Below are 19033 nucleotides of genomic sequence, written 5' to 3'. Positions count from 1 at the left end.
TGCACTGCACTCCACCCCCTGGAAGCGCGAGCGTCGGCTGCCGCGGATGTTCGGTGCGTTCTGTCAATTCGACTGTGCGGCAACAGTGATCAGGTCGGGCACGCCGGCGGCGTCGATGGGTTTGCCGAAGTAAAACCCCTGCCCGATATCGCAGCCTTGTTCCCGCAGCCAGGCCGCCGTCACCGCGTCCTCGATGCCTTCGGCCACCACCGTGCTGTCCAGGGCATGGGCGAGCTCGATCACTGCCCGAACCACCGCCGCGGCGCGACTGTCGGTCGTCACCGACGCAATGAAGCGACGGTCCATCTTAATCTCATCGACGGTCAGGTCACGCAGATAGGACAGCGCTGAGTAACCGCTGCCGAAATCGTCGATCGCCACCCGTATTCCCTCCTGCCGGAGCTGGCGCAACACCGTGGTCACCACGTTGAGCTCGGTCAGCACCAGATCCTCGGTGATCTCCACGGTGAGCAACTCAGCGGCCAATCCGCGCCTTAGCATTCCGTTCCGGAGGACCCCGGGCAGCCGGGTGTCATGAAGAAACGGCGCGAACAGATTCACCGCGACAGGCATCTGTGCGCCATCCGCAATCCATCGCGCCGCGTCATCGAGGACCCGGTCGAGCACCAGATCGGTCACCGGTCGCATCAAGCCGTGTTGGCGCACCAGCGACATGAACGCATCAGGGCGCAGCGTCCCCAGCTCCGGATGCGGCCACCGCAGCAGCGCCTCGACTCCGACGACGCGGCCTGTGCTCAAGCTGTACTTCGGCTGGTACAACACGTTGAGCCGGCCGGTGTCGACCGCCCGGCGCAACTCGCCGAGCAACCGCACCTGGGCCGCGCCCTCACCGGGGGTGTGAACTGCATCGTCGCCGGCCCAGGACAACGCGGCCGGATCGATCATGGCCATGTCCGCGGTGAAGGTGTGCACCCGCGACGAACGGGACCGCTTTGCGGTGTACATCGCGATATCAGCGCGTTTGATCAGCGCGTCCGGTGCCAGGTCCGGCTCGTCGGCGGGGGCCACCGCGACCCCGACGCTCGGCCGCATCAACAGGTTCTGGCCGTCGACGACAAACGGCTTGTTGAACGCTTCGATCATCTGCTGAGCGAGCAGATGTGAATCGTCGACCTCGCTTTCCAGAAGCACGGAGAACTCATCGCCGCCGACTCGGGCCACCGTGTCACCTGGGCGCACGCACTCGGTGATGCGCTGGCCGGCATGTACCAGCAGACTGTCCGCGGTCGGATGGCCCAGGCTGTCGTTGACCAACTTGAAGTCGTCCAGGTCCAGTGACACCACCGCGACCGAACGATTGTCGCGCAATCGCAGCATCATCGCGTGCGCGAGCCGATCGTTGAACAACGTCTGATTGGCCAGCCCGGTCAGCGGATCCTTCAAGGCCTGCTCGGCCACCGCCACCAGCAATCGCCGGTTCTCCCACGCCGTCACCATCTGGCGCGCGCACACGGTCACGACGATGAACGGAACGATGACCCGCTCCAGCCCTGTCATGACGATGGCCGGTCCCACCGTGCCCGCCAGCAGCAGCGGAACGTACGGCAGCCACAGTGACGAATTGGACGGGACGGACACCGTCGTCACCGAGGTGGGCGGTCGGGCCTTGCCGCTGAGGCGGGCCGCGGCGGCGATCATGACCAGCACTGCGGCCCAGCCGATGTCGATGAGCGTGCCCGACACGTAGTGGTTGTTGGCTACCAGGTAGGCGAATGCGCTGTCGGTGACGAGCCCGAGTCCGAGCGCGCCGGCGAGGAGATAGAGCATCACCCGTTGGCGCGCATCGGCGCGGACGGTGACCGCGATGGCGACCGATACGGCCACCACGTCGGCCGCGGGGTAGACCAACGCGAGTCCCAGGGCGACGCCGTCGTCGCGGTAGGTTTCGTAGACGTCCTTCAGCGCGAGAATCCATGCCAGCAGGAACAGGCACAGCGCCACCGTCGCACCGTCGAGCACGATGCGCGGTCGCGACTGGTGCCGCCCGGCGAATTGAGCCATCGCCAGAGCGGCCAGCACCGGAAACAACAGATAGAAGAAGTCCGCCGGGGACGGGAACGAGTTGGTGTGCAGCACGTACTCGCTCAGCGCCCAGATCAGGTCGCCGATCGCCCAGGCTCCCAGCGCCGCCGCCATCGTGATCCACGCGGCACGGCTATGGCCTCCTGCCGACCGCGCCGCCAAGTAGGCGCAGACGGTGGCGTAGCTGGACAGACCAAGCGCCGCGAAGTCGGAAACGACCGGGGTCCATGGTGCGCCGTCGCCGACGGCGAGCAATACCGCCAGTACGACGGCCAGCCCCAGCGGGGCCGCAATCGACGGCCTCACCCGAGGCGGATGTCGGCCAATGCCCACAGTGCTCCCATGTCTTGCTGCTCAAGCTCCGAGCGTTCTGGCAAATATAGGCGCAACCGGCCATCGGAAGGTAATTTCGGCGCCTGAGAAATTTTTCCCTGGCACGAGCTGGTGTTATCCGCGGCCGGCCTGGCAGCCGGCAGGTGCTGGCGAACTCGCGGCCGCATGCTCACAGCGACGAGTCGGCAAGCGCGGTTCCATGACGAAGTCGGCGATTCGCGGGTCCTCCTGCCACGCCGAGGCGTAATTTACGGCGCAGCACATTCTCGGGGTGGCGAAACGCCGACGTGCGAGGGCTGCGGATGATCACCGAAAGGAATCCCCATGGGCTACGCCAGGCACATCGGTCGTGTCGGAGCTTTGGCGATCACGCTGGGGGTCGGGGTGGCCCTTGCCTCCCCGGGCGTCGCCTACGCCGAACCGTCGAGCTCCTCGGCCACGAGCGAGCCCTCCTCGACGAGCGCCTCCTCGTCGACGGATGACTCGGCCGGTCGCGAGAAGCGGTCGGCCGCCAGGACCGATCGCAGCGACTCGGAGTCCTCGGCGCAGGAGTCCACATCCGACTCGGACGCTGATGGCAGCAGCGCCGCCTCCGACGAGGACCGGACCGACGACGAGGCCACCACAGCTACCGACGAAGACGAGGCGGACCGCGACGACGCGGCCGCTGAGGACGCGGGCGCTGAGGACGCGCTGAGCGATCGCCAGACCTCCCGCCGGTCAGTGGTCGCCGAGGACGTCAGCGTTGTGGAAGTTTCCGGCGAACCGGAGCAGGAACCGGTTGTCGTGGACGCCGGAGAACCTGCCGCGTCGACCCAGACGGCGTCGGAGTCGCACCCCGTCGCTGTCGCACCTGCCGTGGCGGCAGAGCCTGCACCGGCGCCGGAGCCGAGCCCCACGGTGGTGCAAGTGGCCTCCGTCGTGGTCTCACCGACGCAGCACCCGCAACCGGAGCCGGTCCCCGACGCGCCGCTCCACACCACGGCAGCGATGACCGTACTGGCCGCGGTACGTGACGAACTGGAACGCAACAAGCTGCGCCGCACCTCGAATGTGGCTATGCCGCAGGCGGTTACGTTGTTCGCTGACCCGTCGCCCAATGTCCTTCTGATCGGTGTGGACGGAGCCAACCTGAGCAGGGTCCTCGACGACCCCACCAACTCGAACTTCTTCGGCCTGATCCAGGACGGCACCACGGCGCCGGCGAGCATCGCCGGGCACACCACCATCTCCAACCCCTCCTGGTCGTCCATCCTGACCGGTGCCTGGGGAGAGAAGACCGGGGTGATCAACAACATCTTCACCCCGTGGACCTACGACAACTGGCCGACCGTGTTCAACCAACTCGAGACGCTCAACCCGGGTATCCAGACCACGGCCATCGCCAACTGGAACGTCATCTCCGCCATCGCGGGCGCCGGTTCCGCCCCTGCGGACACCATCGTCAACGTCTCCCAGATACCGGGGGACACCAACTGGTTGCTCACCGATGATGCGGTCGGCGATGCCACCGAGGCCGCGATCGCCGCCGCCGACGAGAACACCCCGAATTTCGTGTTCAGCTACTTCGTCGGCGTCGACGAGAACGGACACCTCTACGGCGGGGCCTCGCCCCAGTACGCGGAGGCGCTCAACAACTTCGACCGCAACCTCGGCGAGATTCTGCAGGCGGTGAACGACTGGGAGGCCCTCACCGGCGAGCAGTGGACCGTGATCATGGTGACCGACCACGGTCACCAACCGCAGCAGGGGGTGGGGCACGGATTCCAATCCCCGGATGAGACAGCGACTTTCGTCATCGCGGAGAACCCGGACCTCTTCACCGCCGGCGCCGTCAACCTGAAGTACGAGATCGTCGATGTCACCCCCACCGTGGTGACGCTGTTCGGTGGGGCCCCGGCCCCCTATTCCGACGGTGTCCCGCTGCCCGATCTCGGTGACGGCGACTTCGTTCCGGTCGACGGCGACGCTTTGCGGGAGGTGCTTCAGGACGCCATCGGCACGTACGGCTATCCCGACATCGGCACCCAGATCGCGCTCGGCGTGCGCACCGTCTTCGCATCGGTGCCGTATTTCGTCGACGAGATCACCATCGGCCTCACCTCCGCGCTGCAGGGCATCGCCGACCAGGACATCTTCCTGATCAGCCCGCTCGCCGCGCTGGCGATCGTGCCGGTGCAGTTCATCGGCGATCTCGTTTATGTGGCGACGAACGTGGTGGCGCAGATCGTGGCCCGGCTGACGGGGGTAACCGGCGCGAGCATCTTCCCGCTGTGGCCGCCGGCGCCGCCGTCGTTCCCCTCCACGCCGGAGGAGGCCACCGTGTTGCAGGCGCTCATGGTCTGCGGCGGCTCGCCGGGGTCGACTCAACCGCTGTGGTGCGGTGACGCGGTGTCGGCCTGACATCGACCCGAATCAGTACGGCGGCTTGGGCTCCATCGAACCGATGTAGTACTTCTCCTGGCCGGTCGGGTAGCCGCCGCCGTTGGTCGCGATGTGGACGTGGTCGAAATGGTTCAAGGTTTCCGAGCCGTAGTCCGCGGTCCAACTGGGGGCGCCGATGCCGGGGTAGTAACCCTGGCGCCAGATCACGTGGAGCACTCCCCAGCGCCGCGCGTTGGCCAGCGCCAGCCCGGCGATCTGGTTGCCCAACTCGATGCCCTCTTCGGTGCCGTGGTTCGGGATCATCACGTCGATCGCCAAACCGTTGGGGTGCCACTTGAGTGGGTCCTGCCGGAACCCGCCGATGGTGGTGATCTCGGGAAACATCATGCTGATCGCGCGGGCCGCCCAGATGGTCTTGACCTGCAAACCCCCCTCGGGCGTCACACCGGCAGGTAACGCGAGGTCGAAAACCCGGGCGTCGACCGGGGCGCTGGCCGCCATGAGTTCGGCGGCGGCGGGAGCAGTGGGGGACGGGCCCGGGGCGGGCTCGGGTTGCGGACTGGCCGCGGGTGCGGCCGGGTTCTCCGCACAGCACGCGGGGTCGGAGCCCTGGGCGGAGATCATGGCGACCGAGATGACCAGTGAGGCGGCGATCGCCAACCATCGGCCTCGGCCGTTGGCTAACAGATTTCTGCCCACAGACAGCACCATAGAGTGTCGCGTGCGACGCGTGTGGCAATCACCGCCATCTTTTGCCGACGACGCACACTTGTTCAGGTGCTGCCGGTGCGCAGAACCCGAAATCGACGTGAGGAGGACTGCGGAAATCTAGGCTGCCCATCATGTCGATCGACCGTGCCGCGCTCGTCGCGGGCAGCATCCGCCTGGCCTCAGGGATCTCGTTTCTCGTCGACCCGTTGCGGGCGAACCGCCTCTGGGGTGACTCGGAGCAGCCGACGCCGTCGGGCCAATTGCTGCTGCACTCGATGGGCTACCGCGACGCTCTGATCGGGGGGCTGCTGGCCACGGCGGCACTGCGGGGCAAGGACACGCGGGGCTGGTTCCTGGCCTCCGGCGGCGCCGATGCCGCCGATCTGCTCGGCGGCGCCCGGGTGCACGACGGGCTGACCCGCGGCCAACAGCTCATCGGTCTCGGTGGCGCGGTCGTCGGAATCGGAGTCGGCCTGTGGGGCGCGACCCGGCGTCGACCTGCCCAGCCATCCGTCGGTGCCGACGCTCGCTGAGCGCTGTTCCGAAGCCGCTCCCGACGACGCCGTCGGCAAGGCCGCTGCGCTACGTTGGTACCCACTCACAGATCACAGTGACTGACGCGGAAAAGCCTTCGAACCAGACCGTACTGACGCCGGGAGAAAACACCACATGAGCGCCGAGCAGCCGACCATCATCTACACGCTGACCGACGAGGCGCCGCTGCTTGCGACCTACGCCTTTCTGCCGATCATCCGGACCTTCGCCGACGCCGTCGGCATCGACGTCAAGACGACCGACATCTCCGTTGCGGCGCGCATCCTCGCCGAGTTCTCCGACTACCTGACCGAAGAACAGCGGGTGCCGAACAACCTGGCCGAGCTGGGCGAGATGACCCAGCTGCCGGACACCAACATCATCAAGCTGCCGAACATCAGCGCCTCGGTACCTCAGCTCCTGGCCGCCATCAAAGAGTTGAAGGCCAAGGGCTACGACCTGCCCGACTATCCAGGAGAGCCGAAGTCCGACGAGGAAAAGGTCATCAAGGAGCGCTACGCCAAGACACTCGGTAGCGCGGTGAATCCGGTGTTGCGGGAAGGCAACTCGGACCGCCGGGCACCCAAGGCGGTCAAGGAGTACGCCCGGAAGCACCCGCACAGCATGGGCGAATGGTCCCAGGCCTCCCGCACCCATGTGGCGACCATGAAGCACGGCGACTTCTACCACGGCGAGAAGTCGCTGACCCTGGACAAGGCGCGCAAGGTCAAGATGGTGCTGGAGACCAGTCCAAAATCAGGGGGCGCCGGTGAGACGGTCGTGCTCAAGCCCGAGGTGTCGCTGGACGAGGGCGATGTCATCGACAGCATGTTCATGAGCAAAAAAGCGCTCTGCGAATTCTACGAAGCCGAAATGGAAGACGCCTACAAGACCGGCGTGATGTTCTCGCTGCACGTCAAGGCGACGATGATGAAGGTCAGCCACCCCATCGTCTTCGGGCATGCGGTGAAGGTCTTCTACAAAGACGCGTTCGCCAAGCACCAGAAGCTGTTCGACGAATTGGGTGTCAACGTCAACAACGGGCTGTCCGATCTCTACAGCAAGATCGAGTCGCTACCGGCGTCGTTGCACGAGGAGATCATCCGGGATCTGCACGCCTGTCACGAGCACCGGCCCGAACTGGCCATGGTGGATTCCGCCCGTGGCATCAGCAACTTCCACTCACCCAGCGATGTCATCGTCGACGCGTCGATGCCCGCGATGATCAGACTCGGCGGCAAGATGTACGGCGCCGACGGGAGGACCAAGGACACCAAGGCCGTCAACCCGGAGTCCACTTTCTCCCGCATCTACCAGGAGATCATCAACTTCTGTAAGACCCACGGCCAGTTCGACCCGACGACCATGGGCACCGTGCCCAACGTCGGCCTGATGGCGCAGAAGGCCGAAGAGTACGGCTCTCACGACAAGACGTTCGAGATTCCCGAGGACGGCGTCGCCAACATCGTCGACATCGACACCGGCGAGGTGCTGCTGACTCAGAACGTCGAGGCCGGAGACATCTGGCGGATGCCGATCGTCAAGGACGCGCCGATCCGCGACTGGGTGAAGCTGGCCGTCAATCGGGCCCGTCTTTCCGGCATGCCGGTGGTGTTCTGGCTGGACACCGAGCGTCCGCACGAGGCCGAGTTGCGCAAGAAGGTCAAGGCCTACCTCAAGGACCACGACACCGAGGGCCTGACCATCCAGATCATGCCGCAGGTGTGGGCCATGCGGTACACGATCGAGCGGGTGATCCGCGGGCAGGACACCATCGCCGCGACCGGCAACATCCTGCGCGACTACCTGACCGACCTGTTTCCGATCCTGGAGCTGGGCACCAGTGCGAAGATGCTGTCGATCGTGCCGTTGATGGCCGGCGGCGGCCTCTACGAGACCGGCGCCGGGGGCTCGGCGCCCAAGCACGTCCACCAGCTCCAGGAGGAGAACCACCTGCGGTGGGACTCGCTCGGTGAGTTCCTCGCCCTGGGCGCCAGCCTGGAGGATCTCGGCGACAAGTTCGGCAACGAAAAGGCCAAATTGCTGGCCACGACGCTGGAGGCCGCGACCGGCACGTTGTTGGACAACGACAAGGGCCCGTCGCGCAAGACCGGCGAGCTGGACAACCGCGGCAGCCAGTTCTACCTGGCCATGTACTGGGCGCAGGAGCTCGCCGAGCAGACGGAGGACAAGGAGATGGCCGAGCACTTCGCCCCGCTCGCCAAAGCCCTGTCCGACAACGAGGACACCATCGTGGCCGAACTCAACGAGGCCCAGGGCAAGCCCGCCGACATCGGCGGCTACTACTACCCGGACCGGGAGAAGACCACGTCGGTGATGCGCCCCAGCAAGACCCTCAACGAGACTCTGACGACCTCGCGGGGCTGATCGCAGCCGGCCGGCAATCCCATGTTTGGGACACGCCGCCGAAATTTCTTTGTGACGCGCGTAACATCCGTCGAAGACTTGCCGATAGAGAGCAAATAACGGCAGTCGACGTCTGGGGAGTAGCTATGCGTCTGGTACTTGGTGTGTCACTGACCGCGTCGAGTGCGGTATGGGTGCTCGTCGATACCGTCAACGGCCAGATCCTGGCCGAAGAGGTGGTCAATCTCGACTCCGTGGAAGAGATTGCCAGGGCGACGGCCCGCAGCGTGCAGGCGTTTGACGTGCAAACCGAGTACGACGTCGAGGGTGTCCGGATGACCTGGAGCGACGATGCCCGTCAGCACGGCATCCGGCTCAGGACCAAGCTGCGGTTGTTCGGCTTCGAGGTCGTCGAGAGTGTGTCCGAGGACGCCGCCCGCGAAGGCCGGAACAAGACCGCCCGCCACCTCGCCCCGCACCTGGCGCTGGCCTACGGCGCCGCCCGCGCGGATGGCCACACCGACGAAGGCCGAAACGTGCTGCGGCGACTGGCCGCACGTGTCCCGATCCGGGCGGCGGCCGCAGCCTGCGCGGTGGCACTGGTCGGGGTGGGGGTGTCGGCGTTTGTCGCCATGTCGCCGTCCGACCCGCCCGTCAACACCGCCGCCGAAGCCACCCCGCCACAGCCCGAACTGCCGGCCCCTCCGATCCGTCCGGCGCCGGCCGCACCAGCACCTGTGGCCGCCACCCCGCAGGCCGCCGCCCCGCAGCCCGCTGCGCCGGCGACGGTCCCGGTGCCGTCCGCAACTCCTGACCCGGTAGCGGCGTGGCAGCCGGCCACCGCCGAGGTCCAGCCCGAGGTTGTCGCGGCACCCCAGGTCGCGACCGAAGTGTTGGCCGATCCGACGTCGCCGGCGACGGCCACCGCAGCCGTGCAGGCGACGGTCCCGGCCGCCGGTGGCGTCCCGCACCTGCCCGACGTGCGCCCGGTCGTCGGTCCGGCGCAGGCGGCGCCTGTCGCGGCCGTGCCCCAGCCGCTCAACAATCTGGCGCCACCACCGCCGCTGCCGCCCGTGCTGTCGAGCCTCTTCGGCGCTCTGCCCTGAGCTGAGGAGCACCCGCGCGGAATGTGGTAGTTCTACTCATCCGCCGCGCCATGCGGCCAGGCATGCTTGCCGCATGGTACTGAACCCACCCAGTCGCGATCGCGCCGTCGACGTCGCCAGGCTGGCCGCGCTGGTGGTCGTGATGTTCGGGCACTGCGCACTGCTGTTGGCCACCATCGACGGCAGCGGTGTTCGGATCGGCAACCTGATCGGCGCGGTTCCCGCCGTGGCCCCAGCCACCTGGGTCGTCCAGGTCATGCCGTTGTTCTTTCTGGCCGGTGGTGCGGCCGGAGCCTACGGCTATCACGCCGGCACACCGTGGGGCACCTGGTTGTTCACCCGTGCGCAGCGGCTGTGCCGCCCCCTGTTCTGGTACCTGGCGGCGTGGTCGGTCGGTCTGCTCGCCGTGCGTCTCACGCTGGGCGCCGACTCCGCCCGGGCCCTCGGCCGGGAGAGCGTGGCGCTGTTGTGGTTCCTCGGCGTGTACCTCGTCGCGCTGGCCTTCGTTCCGGTGCTGACCCGGCTGCGGACCGGCGGCTCCGTCGCGATCGTGCTGGTGGTCCTTCTCGCGGCCGCGGCAGCGACCGACCGCATTCGTTTCGCCGTCGACGCGCCCCAGGCCGGGGTCACGAACTTCGTCATCGTCTGGCTGATACCGGTGCTGGTCGGGGTCGCTTACGCGCGTCGGCTGATCGCTGTGCCGGCCGCCTTCGCGGTCGCGGTCTCGGCGTTCGCGGTGCAGGTGGCACTCGTCACGGCCGGACCCTACGAGGTCTCGCTGGTCGTCACCGGGGTGGAACGGATTTCCAACACCGCGCCGCCCACGCTGCTGCTCGCGCTGCACTGCACCTGGATGTCGTTCGCGTTCGTCCTGGTGGCCGGCGCGCTGCAGCGGTGGGCCGAACGGCCGCGGGTATGGCGGGTTGTCGCGGTCGGCAACGGGGGAGCGATGACGCTGTACCTGTGGCACATCCCCGCGATCGCGATCGCGGCCTTCAGCCTGCACGCCGTCGGACTGGACGCCTATGACGTGGCGGCTCCGGACTTCTGGAGCCTGCTCGCGGTACGGGCGCTGGTGTTCGCGGTGGTCATGGGTGTGCTGTTCCAGCTGCTCGCACCGCTGGAGCACCGCCGGCTGCCGTGGTGGGACGCCCCGGCAGCAGCCATCGGCGCCCGTGCCGCCGCCGCCGGTGTGCTGATCTGCACTGCCGGTGTCGCGCTGGTGATGATGGCGAAGTTCGGTCTGAGCGGGGTGCCGGGGTGGACGGCTCTCGGCTGCTTCGCCGCCGCCGCGGCCGGTGCCAGGGTCTGTGCGGGCGCCGGCTCGGCCAGCGACCGGCGTCTCGGGCACATCGCGGATTGCCGTTCTCCGCGGCGAATCACCAAGTCGTAGGCGTTGCTTGCCAATTGGCGGGCGAGTTCGAACCCACTACCGCTCATCGCCACAACTTTTTTCGGCGCAATACTTGATCCCGTCCAGAAAACCCGCCAAGATTGTGGGCGATGGCCGAGCATCCCGACTACGCAGACGCTCTGAAGTCAGCCGCGCTGCGCGTCACCCGCCCCCGGATGGCGGTGATGCACGCGGTGGAGCGGCATCCGCACGCGGACACCGACGCCATCATCGATGCTGCGCGGCAACAAGTTCCGGATATCTCGCGGCAGACCGTGTACGACGCCCTGAACGCCCTCACCGCTGCTGGTCTGGTGCGCCGGATCCAGCCCGCGGGATCATTGGCCCGCTACGAGTCCCGGGTCGGTGACAACCACCACCACATCGTCTGCAGATCCTGCGGACTCATCGCCGACGTCGACTGCGCGGTCGGCGAGGCGCCGTGCCTGACGCCGTCAGATGACCTAGGTCTGCTGGAAGGTTTCGACGTCGACGAAGCCGAGGTCATCTACTGGGGGCTCTGCGCCGACTGCTCGCCCTCCCATGTGTCCCGATCACACCCGTGATCACAGCCCCATCACCCGCACGAATTGGAAATGAAGGGAAACACAGTGTCCTCCGATACGTCGTCCTCCGATACGTCCGACAGCCGCCCACCCCAGCCCGATAGCGGCACCGCCAGCAACAGCGAGAGCGAGAACCCGGCGATCGATTCGCCCAAGCCGAAGGCCCATGCCCCGTTACGAAATCAGGACTGGTGGCCCGAACAGGTCGATGTGTCGGTGCTGCACCGTCAGTCGGCCAAGAGCAACCCGCTCGGCGAGGACTTCGACTACGCCGAGGAGTTCAAGAAGCTCGACCTCGAGGCGTTCAAAGCCGACATGATCGCGCTGATGACCGAGTCGCAGGACTGGTGGCCCGCCGACTACGGCAGCTACGCCGGCCTGTTCATCCGGATGAGCTGGCACGCCGCCGGCACCTACCGGATCTTCGACGGCCGCGGCGGCGCCGGTCAGGGCAGCCAGCGCTTCGCCCCGCTCAACAGCTGGCCGGACAACGCGAACCTGGACAAGGCGCGCCGGCTGCTGTGGCCGATCAAGCAGAAGTACGGCAACAAGATCTCCTGGGCAGACCTGATCGCCTACGCCGGAAACGCCGCGCTGGAGTCCGCGGGCTTCAAGACCTTCGGCTTCGCGTTCGGCCGGGAGGACATCTGGGAGCCGGAGGAGGTCCTGTGGGGCCAGGAGGACACCTGGCTGGGCACCGACAAGCGCTACAGCGGTGAACGGGAACTGGCCGAGCCGTTCGGGGCGACGACCATGGGCCTGATCTACGTCAATCCCGAAGGGCCTGAAGGCAAGCCGGATCCGCTGGCCGCCGCCCACGACATCCGTGAGACGTTCGGGCGGATGGCGATGAACGACGAGGAGACCGCCGCGCTGATCGTCGGCGGCCACACCCTCGGCAAGACCCACGGCGCCGGACCGGACGACGGCATGGGGCCCGAGCCCGAGGGCGCTCCGATCGAGGAGCAGGGCCTGGGCTGGAAGTGTCCGTTCGGTTCCGGCAAGGCCGGCGACACCATCACCAGCGGTCTCGAAGTCGTCTGGACCGGCACACCGACGCAGTGGAGCAACGGTTACCTGGAGATCCTCTACGGCAACGAGTGGGAGCTGACCAAGAGCCCGACCGGTGCCTGGCAATTCGAGGCGAAGGACGCCGAGGCCACCATTCCCGACCCGTTCGGCGGCCCACCGCGCAAGCCCACGATGCTCGTCACCGACGTCTCGATGCGTGTCGATCCAATCTACGGTGAGATCACCCGGCGCTGGCTCGACCACCCCGAGGAGATGAACGAGGCGTTCGCCAGGGCCTGGTACAAGCTGCTGCACCGCGACATGGGTCCGGTCAGCCGCTACCTCGGCCCGTGGGTCCCGGAGCCGCAGCTGTGGCAGGACCCGGTGCCCGCTGTCGACCACGACGTCGTCGACGAGCAGGACATCGCCACGTTGAAGGCCAAGGTGCTCGAGGCCGGTCTGTCGGTGCCTCAACTGGTCAAGACGGCCTGGGCGGCGGCGTCGAGTTTCCGCGGGACCGACAAGCGCGGCGGTGCCAACGGGGCCCGGCTGCGGCTGGAGCCGCAGCGCAACTGGGAGGCCAACGAGCCGTCCGAACTCGACAAGGTGCTGCCCGTTCTGGAGAAGATCCAGCAGGACTTCAACGGTTCCGGTGACAAGAAGGTGTCGCTGGCCGATCTCATCGTGCTGGCCGGATCAGCGGCGGTGGAGAAGGCTGCCAAGGACGCCGGGCACCAGATCGAGGTGCCGTTCGCGCCCGGGCGCACCGACACCACGCAGGAGAACACCGATGCGGAGTCGTTCGCGGTGCTCGAACCGCGTGCCGACGGCTTCCGCAACTTCGTCCGGCCCGGCGAGAAGGCGCCGCTGGAACAGCTCCTGGTGGAGAAGGCGTACATGCTCGATCTCACCGCCCCGGAGTTGACGGTGCTCATCGGCGGTCTGCGTGCGCTGGGAGCCAACCACGGCGGGTCCAAGCACGGTGTGTTCACCGAGAAGCCGGGCACGTTGAGCAACGACTTCTTCGTCAACCTGCTCGACATGAACACGGAGTGGAAGCCGTCGAAGGCCACGGAGAACGTTTACGACGGCGTCGACCGTGCCACCGGCCAGCCCAAGTGGACGGCCACCGCCAACGACCTGGTCTTCGGTTCCAACTCGGTGTTGCGGGCGATGGCCGAGGTCTACGCGCAGGCCGACAACACGGACAAGTTCGTGGCCGACTTCGTGGCGGCCTGGGTCAAGGTGATGAACGCCGATCGCTTCGATTTGCGTTGAGCCGGAACAGCCCCCGGCTGTAGCCCGCCCTCTACCGTGCGCGATGTGCGGTAGGGGGCGGCGCCCTGCCGCGTGCCACATGTGTCGCCGCCCTTCGGTAGGGTCCAGCCCGTGAACCCGAGTGCCACCGAGAAGTCCGGTCCCACCCTGAAATCTGTAACCGCCCGTCTCGCTGCGGAACTGGCAGTGGGGGAGCGGCAGGTGGATGCGGCGGTGCGGCTGCTCGACGAGGGGTCGACGGTCCCGTTCATCGCCCGCTACCGCAAGGAGGCGACCGGCACCCTCGACGATGGGCAGTTACGCGCGCTCGAGGAGCGCCTCGGATACCTGCGCGAACTCGACGACCGGCGGGCCGCGGTGCTGGCCTCGATCAAGGAGCAGGGAAAGCTCAGCGAGGCGCTCGAGGCCGCCCTGTGGGCCGCCGACACCAAGGCCCGCGTCGAGGACATCTACCTGCCCTACAAGCCCAAGCGGCGCACCAAGGCCCAGATCGCCAGGGAAGCCGGGCTGGAGCCGCTGGCCGACCAGCTGCTGGCCGACCCGAGCCAGGTGCCCGAGGACGTGGCCGGCGGGTTCGTCGGCGGCACCGTCACCGACGCCGCCGCGGCGCTCGACGGTGCGCGGCACATCATCGTCGAACGTGCCGCCGAGGATGCCGAACTCGTCGGCGCGCTGCGAGAGCGGTTCTGGGAGAACGGCTCGGTGCGCACCCGACCGTCCTCGGGGGCCGTCGAGAACGGCCCGCAGCACCAGAAGTCGCAGAAGTTCCGCGACTACTTCGATTTCGCCGAGCCGCTTGCCACGATCCCGTCACACCGCGTGCTGGCAGTGCTGCGCGGTGAGAAGGAGCAGGTCCTCACCCTCACCCTGGACGGCGGCAGCGGCGACGACGGCGACGAGCTGTATCTCGCGATGATCGCGAGGGCGCTCGGGGTCGATCTGGGTTCGTCCGGCGCCGCCGTGCGATGGCTCGCCAACACCGTCGGCTTCGCGTGGCGCACCCGGCTGTCGGTGTCCGCCTCGGTGGATGCCCGCGTCCGGCTGCGGTTGCGGGCCGAGGAGGACGCCGTGGCCGTGTTCGCCAAGAACCTCAAGGACCTACTGCTCGCCGCGCCGGCGGGTAACCGCACCACGCTGGGCCTGGATCCCGGCTTCCGAACCGGCGTGAAGGTCGCCGTCGTCGACGGCACCGGCAAGGTCGTCGAGACCTGCGCGATCTACCCCCACCCGCCCCAGAAACAGTGGGCACAGGCGAAGGCGACGCTGGCCGCGCTGGTCGCCCGGCACGGGGTGGAGCTGATCGCGGTGGGGAACGGCACCGCATCGCGTGAGACCGACGCGCTGGCAGGCGAGCTCATCGCTGATATCCGCGCCGCCGGGGCGCCGGCCCCCGCCAAGGCGATGGTGAGCGAAGCCGGGGCGTCGGTGTACTCGGCCTCGGCCTACGCGGCCCACGAACTGCCTGACCTCGACGTCACGCTGCGCGGGGCGGTGTCGATCGCGCGGCGGCTGCAGGACCCGTTGGCCGAGCTGGTCAAGATCGAGCCCAAGTCGATCGGGGTCGGGCAGTACCAGCACGACGTGACGTCCGGCATCCTGGCCCGCAGCCTGGGAGCCGTGGTCGAGGACGCGGTGAATGCGGTGGGCGTGGACCTCAACACCGCGTCGGCGCCGCTGCTGGCCCGGGTGTCGGGCATCACCGAGTCGCTGGCCGAGGCAATCGTCGCCCACCGCGATCAGACTGGCCGGTTCCGCAGCCGCCGCGCGTTGCTGAAGGTGCCCCGGTTGGGCCCCAAGGCATTCGAGCAGTGCGCCGGTTTTCTGCGGATCCGCGACGGGGACGATCCGCTGGACGCGTCGGGTGTCCATCCCGAGGCCTACCCGGTGGTCCGGCGCATCCTGGATCGCTCTGGGATCAGCCTCGCGGAGATCATCGGCGACGCTCGTGCACTGCGTGCGCTACGGCCGGCCGAGTTCGCCGACGACCGCTTCGGTATCCCCACGGTGACCGACATTCTCGCCGAACTCGAGAAGCCCGGTCGCGATCCGCGCCCGGCGTTCACCACGGCGACGTTCGCGGCCGGGGTCGAGAAGATCGCCGACCTGAAGGCGGGCATGACGCTGGAGGGTGTGGTCACCAACGTGGCGGCATTCGGGGCGTTCGTCGACGTCGGCGTCCACCAGGACGGCCTGGTCCATGTCTCGGCGATGGCCGACCGCTTTGTCTCCGATCCGCACGAAGTGGTGCGGTCCGGTCAGGTGGTGAAGGTCAAGGTGCTCGACGTCGACGTCGAGCGCCAGCGGATCGGGCTGACACTGCGCCTCAACGACCCGCCACCGCGCGGGGCGGGTGCCCGGACCGCGCACACGCCCGCCCCCCGAGGTGATACCAAGAAGGCAAAACCCAAGCGCAACAACACCACTGACCGCAGCCCCGCGGGTTCTGCCGGAGGTTCGATGGCCCAGGCGTTGCGGGACGCGGGTTTCGGGCGGTGAGCCAGGCGGTGCGGCGCTCACGGGTGGCGGCGATGACCATGGTCGGAGTCGTCGCGCTGAGCGGATGCACCCGCAGCGTGGAGGATGCGACACCCCGACCGGCCCCGGTGGCCGCCCCCATCTCGGAGTTGCAGGTCGCCGACCTGCTCAGCCCACAGGTTCTGGGCGAGGACGGGAATCTGTTCGTCACCGCCGAACCCGAACAGTGCGGCGGCCTGGCCCAGGAGGTGGACCCGCCATTCCTCGACGCGCATCGCCCCGTCGCCACCGACGGTGGCCACTGGAGCACCGACGACGCGGTGTTCGTCGAGGAGATGGTCGCCGTCTACCGTTTCGACTTCGACCCTGCCGCTGCGCTCGACAAGGTGAGGCAGACCGTCGCGGCGTGCCTCGACACCCCGGTGACCGTGACCACGATGCAGGGGCGCACGTACGTGTTCGGGGTCCGCACCGCCGCGGCCGACAGTCCGCAGGGCAGTGTGGTCTGGTCGCTGCGGGCCCTCGACTGGAACTGTGACAACGCCTTCGTCGCGGCACACAACGCGGCGATCGAGATCACCACGTGCGGCTCAGCCGGCGGGTTCGACGTCGCCGGCCTGGCCGCCGAGGCGCTCGAGCGGATCGACGCGCTCGCCAACACCACCGCCTAACTGTGCGCGAGAGGTGTCTTTGAGGTCGACGCCGGAACGACCCAGCCGCCGCGCCCCGGTCACCAGGGCGGCCGCCGTGCGCGCCGCGCGCTGGTACCCGAGACCGTCGGGCGGGTGGATGTTGGAGATGCAGTTGCGATCGGCATCGGTGCGGCCCGGTCGCGGCAGATGCGTCAGATAGATGCCGAGACTGTCGGCGACCGACAGCCCCGGCCGTTCACCGATGATCATGATGAGCGTGCCGACATCCATCGCGGCGCCGATATGGTCGCCGAGCGCCACCCGGGCCTGCGTGGCGATCACCGGCGGTGCCAGCCGGTAGTGGCCGTCGAACTCGGCCGCCAACGCGGCCAGCAGGCCGACCCCGTGCTCGGCCAGCGCGCGTGGCGACAGCCCGTCGGCCAGCACGATGCCGACGTCGGCTCCCTGCCCGGGGGCCGGTCTGGGCAGGGCTGTCAGATCGGCCGGGGTGCGACCCAGATCCGGCCGCCGCAGGTACTCACTGCGGTCGTCGGCCTGGCTACCGACCTGCAGCGGGGTCCCGAGGCCCAGCGCTGCGACGGCTTCGCTGAATTCGTCGATGTCGAGCGGAATGTGCACCGCGTCCCGGGCTGCTGAGTGCGCGGCCTTGAACTCGAGCACCCGGTGCGACGGCAGCGCGTTTCCTGCGCGCCCCAGCCCGATTCGTGCCTGTGTGGTGCGGCGCAGCGGCGCCCACACGTCCTCGGCGGGCGAGCGATCCCCGCCGGTCACGGTCCGGCCGCCAGCCCGAGCAGCGGCGAGCCACCCGGGTCCACGGGCAGTACCCGTCCGTCGCCGTCGGCCATCCCCAGCTGTGCCAACCAGGCTTCGAACTCCGGGGCCGGCCGCAAACCCAGCGCCTTGCGTACGTACAGCGCGTCGTGGAACGACAGGCTCTGATAGCCCAGCATCACGTCATCGGCGCCGGGGACGGTGATGACGAACGCCGCACCGGCGACACCGAGCAGGGTCAGCATGGTGTCCATGTCGTCCTGGTCGGCTTCGGCGTGGTTGGTGTAGCAGACGTCGACACCCATGGGCAGGCCGAGCAACTTGCCGCAGAAGTGGTCCTCGAGACCCGCTCTGATGATCTGCTTGCCGTCGAAGAGGTACTCCGGTCCGATGAAGCCCACCACGGTGTTGACCAGCAACGGGTCCAGCACGCGTGCGACCGCGTACGCCCTGGTCTCCAGCGTCTGCTGGTCCACGGGTTTGCCGCCGACGCCGAGATGAGCGCCCGCCGACAGCGCCGACCCCTGCCCGGTTTCGAGATACATCACGTTGTCGCCGACGGTGCCGCGGCCCAGCGAGCGTCCGGCTTCGTTGGCCTGCGCCAGCATCGCCAACGTGATCCCGAAGCTGGTGTTCGCGCCCTGGGTGCCGGCGATCGACTGGAAGACCAGATCCACCGGCGCGCCCCGGTCGATCAGCTCCATCGTGGTGGTGACATGGGACAGCACGCAGGACTGCATCGGGATCTCGAAGCGCTGCCTGATGTCGTCGAGCAGGTGCAGCAGGTCCGAGGTGTGCTCCGGGGAATCGGTGGCCGGGTTGATCCCGATCACCGCGTCCCCGCATCCCATCAGCAGGCCGTCGAGGGTGGCCGCCGCGATCCCGCGCGGATCGTCGGTCGGATGGTTGGGTTGCAGCCGGGTGGCCAGGGTTCCCGGTACTCCGATCGAGGTCCGGAACGCGGCGCCGACGGTGGTGGCGGCCGCGACGGTGATCAGGTCCTGGTTGCGCATGATCTTCGACACCGCGGCCACCATCTCCGGAGTCAAGCCCGGTGCGATCGCCGCGATGTGCTGCGCACTCTGCGGTTCCGATGCCGTGGCGAGCAGCCAGTCCCGCAGCCCGCCGACCGTGAGATGCGAGATCGGGGAGAACGCCTCCCGGTCGTGGGTGTCGATGATCAGCCGGGTGACGTCATCGGTCTCGTAGGGGACCAGCTCCTCGGTGAGGAACGTCGACAACGGCAGATCAGCGAGAACCCAAGCGGCAGCGGCCCGTTCGGCATCGGTGGCGGCTGCGCAGCCGGCGAGTTCGTCGCCGGAGCGCAGCGGTGTCGCCTTGGCCATCACCTCGACGAGGCCGTCGAACTGATAGGTGTGGCCCGAGACCTGTTGGCTGTAGATCACC

The 19033-nt window shown here is 68.0% G+C and carries 13 protein-coding genes; 9 read left to right on the top strand and 4 right to left on the bottom strand.

Going from position 1 to position 19033, the window contains the following annotated elements; all coding sequences use genetic code 11:
* Positions 1 to 63: 63 nt before the first annotated feature.
* Positions 64 to 2349: an EAL domain-containing protein gene (locus BEMPMBAN_RS13570; protein ID WP_159230906.1), complete on the bottom strand. Its 2286-nt coding sequence runs from the start codon at positions 2347 to 2349 to the stop codon at positions 64 to 66.
* A gap of 351 nt (positions 2350 to 2700) precedes the next feature.
* Between BEMPMBAN_RS13570 and BEMPMBAN_RS13565 the strand changes: the two genes are divergently transcribed.
* Positions 2701 to 4779, top strand: a complete 2079-nt coding sequence (locus BEMPMBAN_RS13565) for an alkaline phosphatase family protein (RefSeq protein ID WP_159230905.1) — start codon at positions 2701 to 2703, stop codon at positions 4777 to 4779.
* 12 nt (positions 4780 to 4791) lie between these two features.
* On the opposite strand, the gene BEMPMBAN_RS13560 is transcribed toward BEMPMBAN_RS13565, so the two are convergent.
* On the bottom strand, positions 4792 to 5472 hold the full coding sequence (locus BEMPMBAN_RS13560; RefSeq protein ID WP_425294974.1) for a VldE C-terminal domain-containing protein: 681 nt from the start codon (positions 5470 to 5472) through the stop codon (positions 4792 to 4794).
* A 131-nt stretch (positions 5473 to 5603) separates the two neighbouring features.
* On the opposite strand from BEMPMBAN_RS13560, the gene BEMPMBAN_RS13555 reads away from it, so the two are divergent.
* The 8 genes from BEMPMBAN_RS13555 (at position 5604) to BEMPMBAN_RS13520 (ending at position 16873) form a co-directional block, all read left to right on the top strand.
* Entirely contained in the window at positions 5604 to 6005 is a 402-nt protein-coding gene (locus BEMPMBAN_RS13555; RefSeq protein WP_159230903.1) for a DUF4267 domain-containing protein, read from the top strand.
* Positions 6006 to 6141: 136 nt separating this feature from the next.
* Complete coding sequence (locus BEMPMBAN_RS13550; protein ID WP_159230902.1) at positions 6142 to 8394, top strand: NADP-dependent isocitrate dehydrogenase; 2253 nt, start codon at positions 6142 to 6144, stop codon at positions 8392 to 8394.
* 125 nt (positions 8395 to 8519) lie between these two features.
* Positions 8520 to 9479, top strand: coding sequence for a DUF7159 family protein (locus BEMPMBAN_RS13545; RefSeq protein ID WP_159230901.1), 960 nt, complete (start codon positions 8520 to 8522; stop codon positions 9477 to 9479).
* 73 nt (positions 9480 to 9552) lie between these two features.
* Entirely contained in the window at positions 9553 to 10872 is a 1320-nt protein-coding gene (locus tag BEMPMBAN_RS13540; RefSeq protein ID WP_159230900.1) for an acyltransferase family protein, read from the top strand.
* Positions 10873 to 10982: 110 nt separating this feature from the next.
* On the top strand, positions 10983 to 11438 hold the full coding sequence (locus BEMPMBAN_RS13535) for a Fur family transcriptional regulator (protein WP_159230899.1): 456 nt from the start codon (positions 10983 to 10985) through the stop codon (positions 11436 to 11438).
* A gap of 30 nt (positions 11439 to 11468) precedes the next feature.
* The gene (gene katG / locus BEMPMBAN_RS13530; protein WP_159230898.1) at positions 11469 to 13727 is read left to right on the top strand and encodes a catalase/peroxidase HPI; all 2259 of its coding nucleotides are present in this window, start codon (positions 11469 to 11471) and stop codon (positions 13725 to 13727) included.
* A gap of 111 nt (positions 13728 to 13838) precedes the next feature.
* Positions 13839 to 16223: a Tex family protein gene (locus BEMPMBAN_RS13525; RefSeq protein ID WP_159230897.1), complete on the top strand. Its 2385-nt coding sequence runs from the start codon at positions 13839 to 13841 to the stop codon at positions 16221 to 16223.
* Positions 16220 to 16873 carry a sensor domain-containing protein gene (locus BEMPMBAN_RS13520; RefSeq protein WP_234897444.1) on the top strand — a complete coding sequence of 218 codons (654 nt, stop codon included), beginning with the start codon at positions 16220 to 16222 and terminating at the stop codon, positions 16871 to 16873. The genes BEMPMBAN_RS13525 and BEMPMBAN_RS13520 overlap by 4 nt, the downstream gene beginning before the upstream one ends.
* Here the strand turns inward: BEMPMBAN_RS13520 and eutC are convergent.
* Together eutC and BEMPMBAN_RS13510 are read right to left on the bottom strand one after the other, a co-directional pair.
* Positions 16793 to 17626, bottom strand: a complete 834-nt coding sequence (eutC, locus tag BEMPMBAN_RS13515) for an ethanolamine ammonia-lyase subunit EutC (RefSeq protein ID WP_159230896.1) — start codon at positions 17624 to 17626, stop codon at positions 16793 to 16795. The two genes, BEMPMBAN_RS13520 and eutC, sit on opposite strands and share 81 nt — an antisense overlap.
* On the bottom strand, positions 17623 to 19032 hold the full coding sequence (locus tag BEMPMBAN_RS13510; RefSeq protein WP_159230895.1) for an ethanolamine ammonia-lyase subunit EutB: 1410 nt from the start codon (positions 19030 to 19032) through the stop codon (positions 17623 to 17625). Before BEMPMBAN_RS13510 ends, eutC begins: the two co-directional genes overlap by 4 nt.
* Position 19033: the final 1 nt, after the last annotated feature.

The sequence above is a fragment of the Mycolicibacterium austroafricanum genome, from assembly GCF_902705885.1.
Classification (GTDB): domain Bacteria; phylum Actinomycetota; class Actinomycetes; order Mycobacteriales; family Mycobacteriaceae; genus Mycobacterium; species Mycobacterium vanbaalenii_A.
This window is presented reverse-complemented; position numbering and strand designations above follow the sequence as displayed.

Excerpts from the sequence above, each read along its gene's own strand:
- katG (WP_159230898.1), top strand. The coding sequence starts at position 11,469 with ATGAAGGGAAACACAGTGTCCTCCGATACGTCGTCCTCCGATACGTCC.
- BEMPMBAN_RS13545 (WP_159230901.1), top strand. The coding sequence starts at position 8,520 with ATGCGTCTGGTACTTGGTGTGTCACTGACCGCGTCGAGTGCGGTATGG.
- BEMPMBAN_RS13565 (WP_159230905.1), top strand. The coding sequence starts at position 2,701 with ATGGGCTACGCCAGGCACATCGGTCGTGTCGGAGCTTTGGCGATCACG.
- BEMPMBAN_RS13555 (WP_159230903.1), top strand. The coding sequence starts at position 5,604 with ATGTCGATCGACCGTGCCGCGCTCGTCGCGGGCAGCATCCGCCTGGCC.
- BEMPMBAN_RS13560 (WP_425294974.1), bottom strand. The coding sequence starts at position 5,472 with ATGGTGCTGTCTGTGGGCAGAAATCTGTTAGCCAACGGCCGAGGCCGA.
- BEMPMBAN_RS13540 (WP_159230900.1), top strand. The coding sequence starts at position 9,553 with ATGGTACTGAACCCACCCAGTCGCGATCGCGCCGTCGACGTCGCCAGG.
- BEMPMBAN_RS13535 (WP_159230899.1), top strand. The coding sequence starts at position 10,983 with ATGGCCGAGCATCCCGACTACGCAGACGCTCTGAAGTCAGCCGCGCTG.
- BEMPMBAN_RS13550 (WP_159230902.1), top strand. The coding sequence starts at position 6,142 with ATGAGCGCCGAGCAGCCGACCATCATCTACACGCTGACCGACGAGGCG.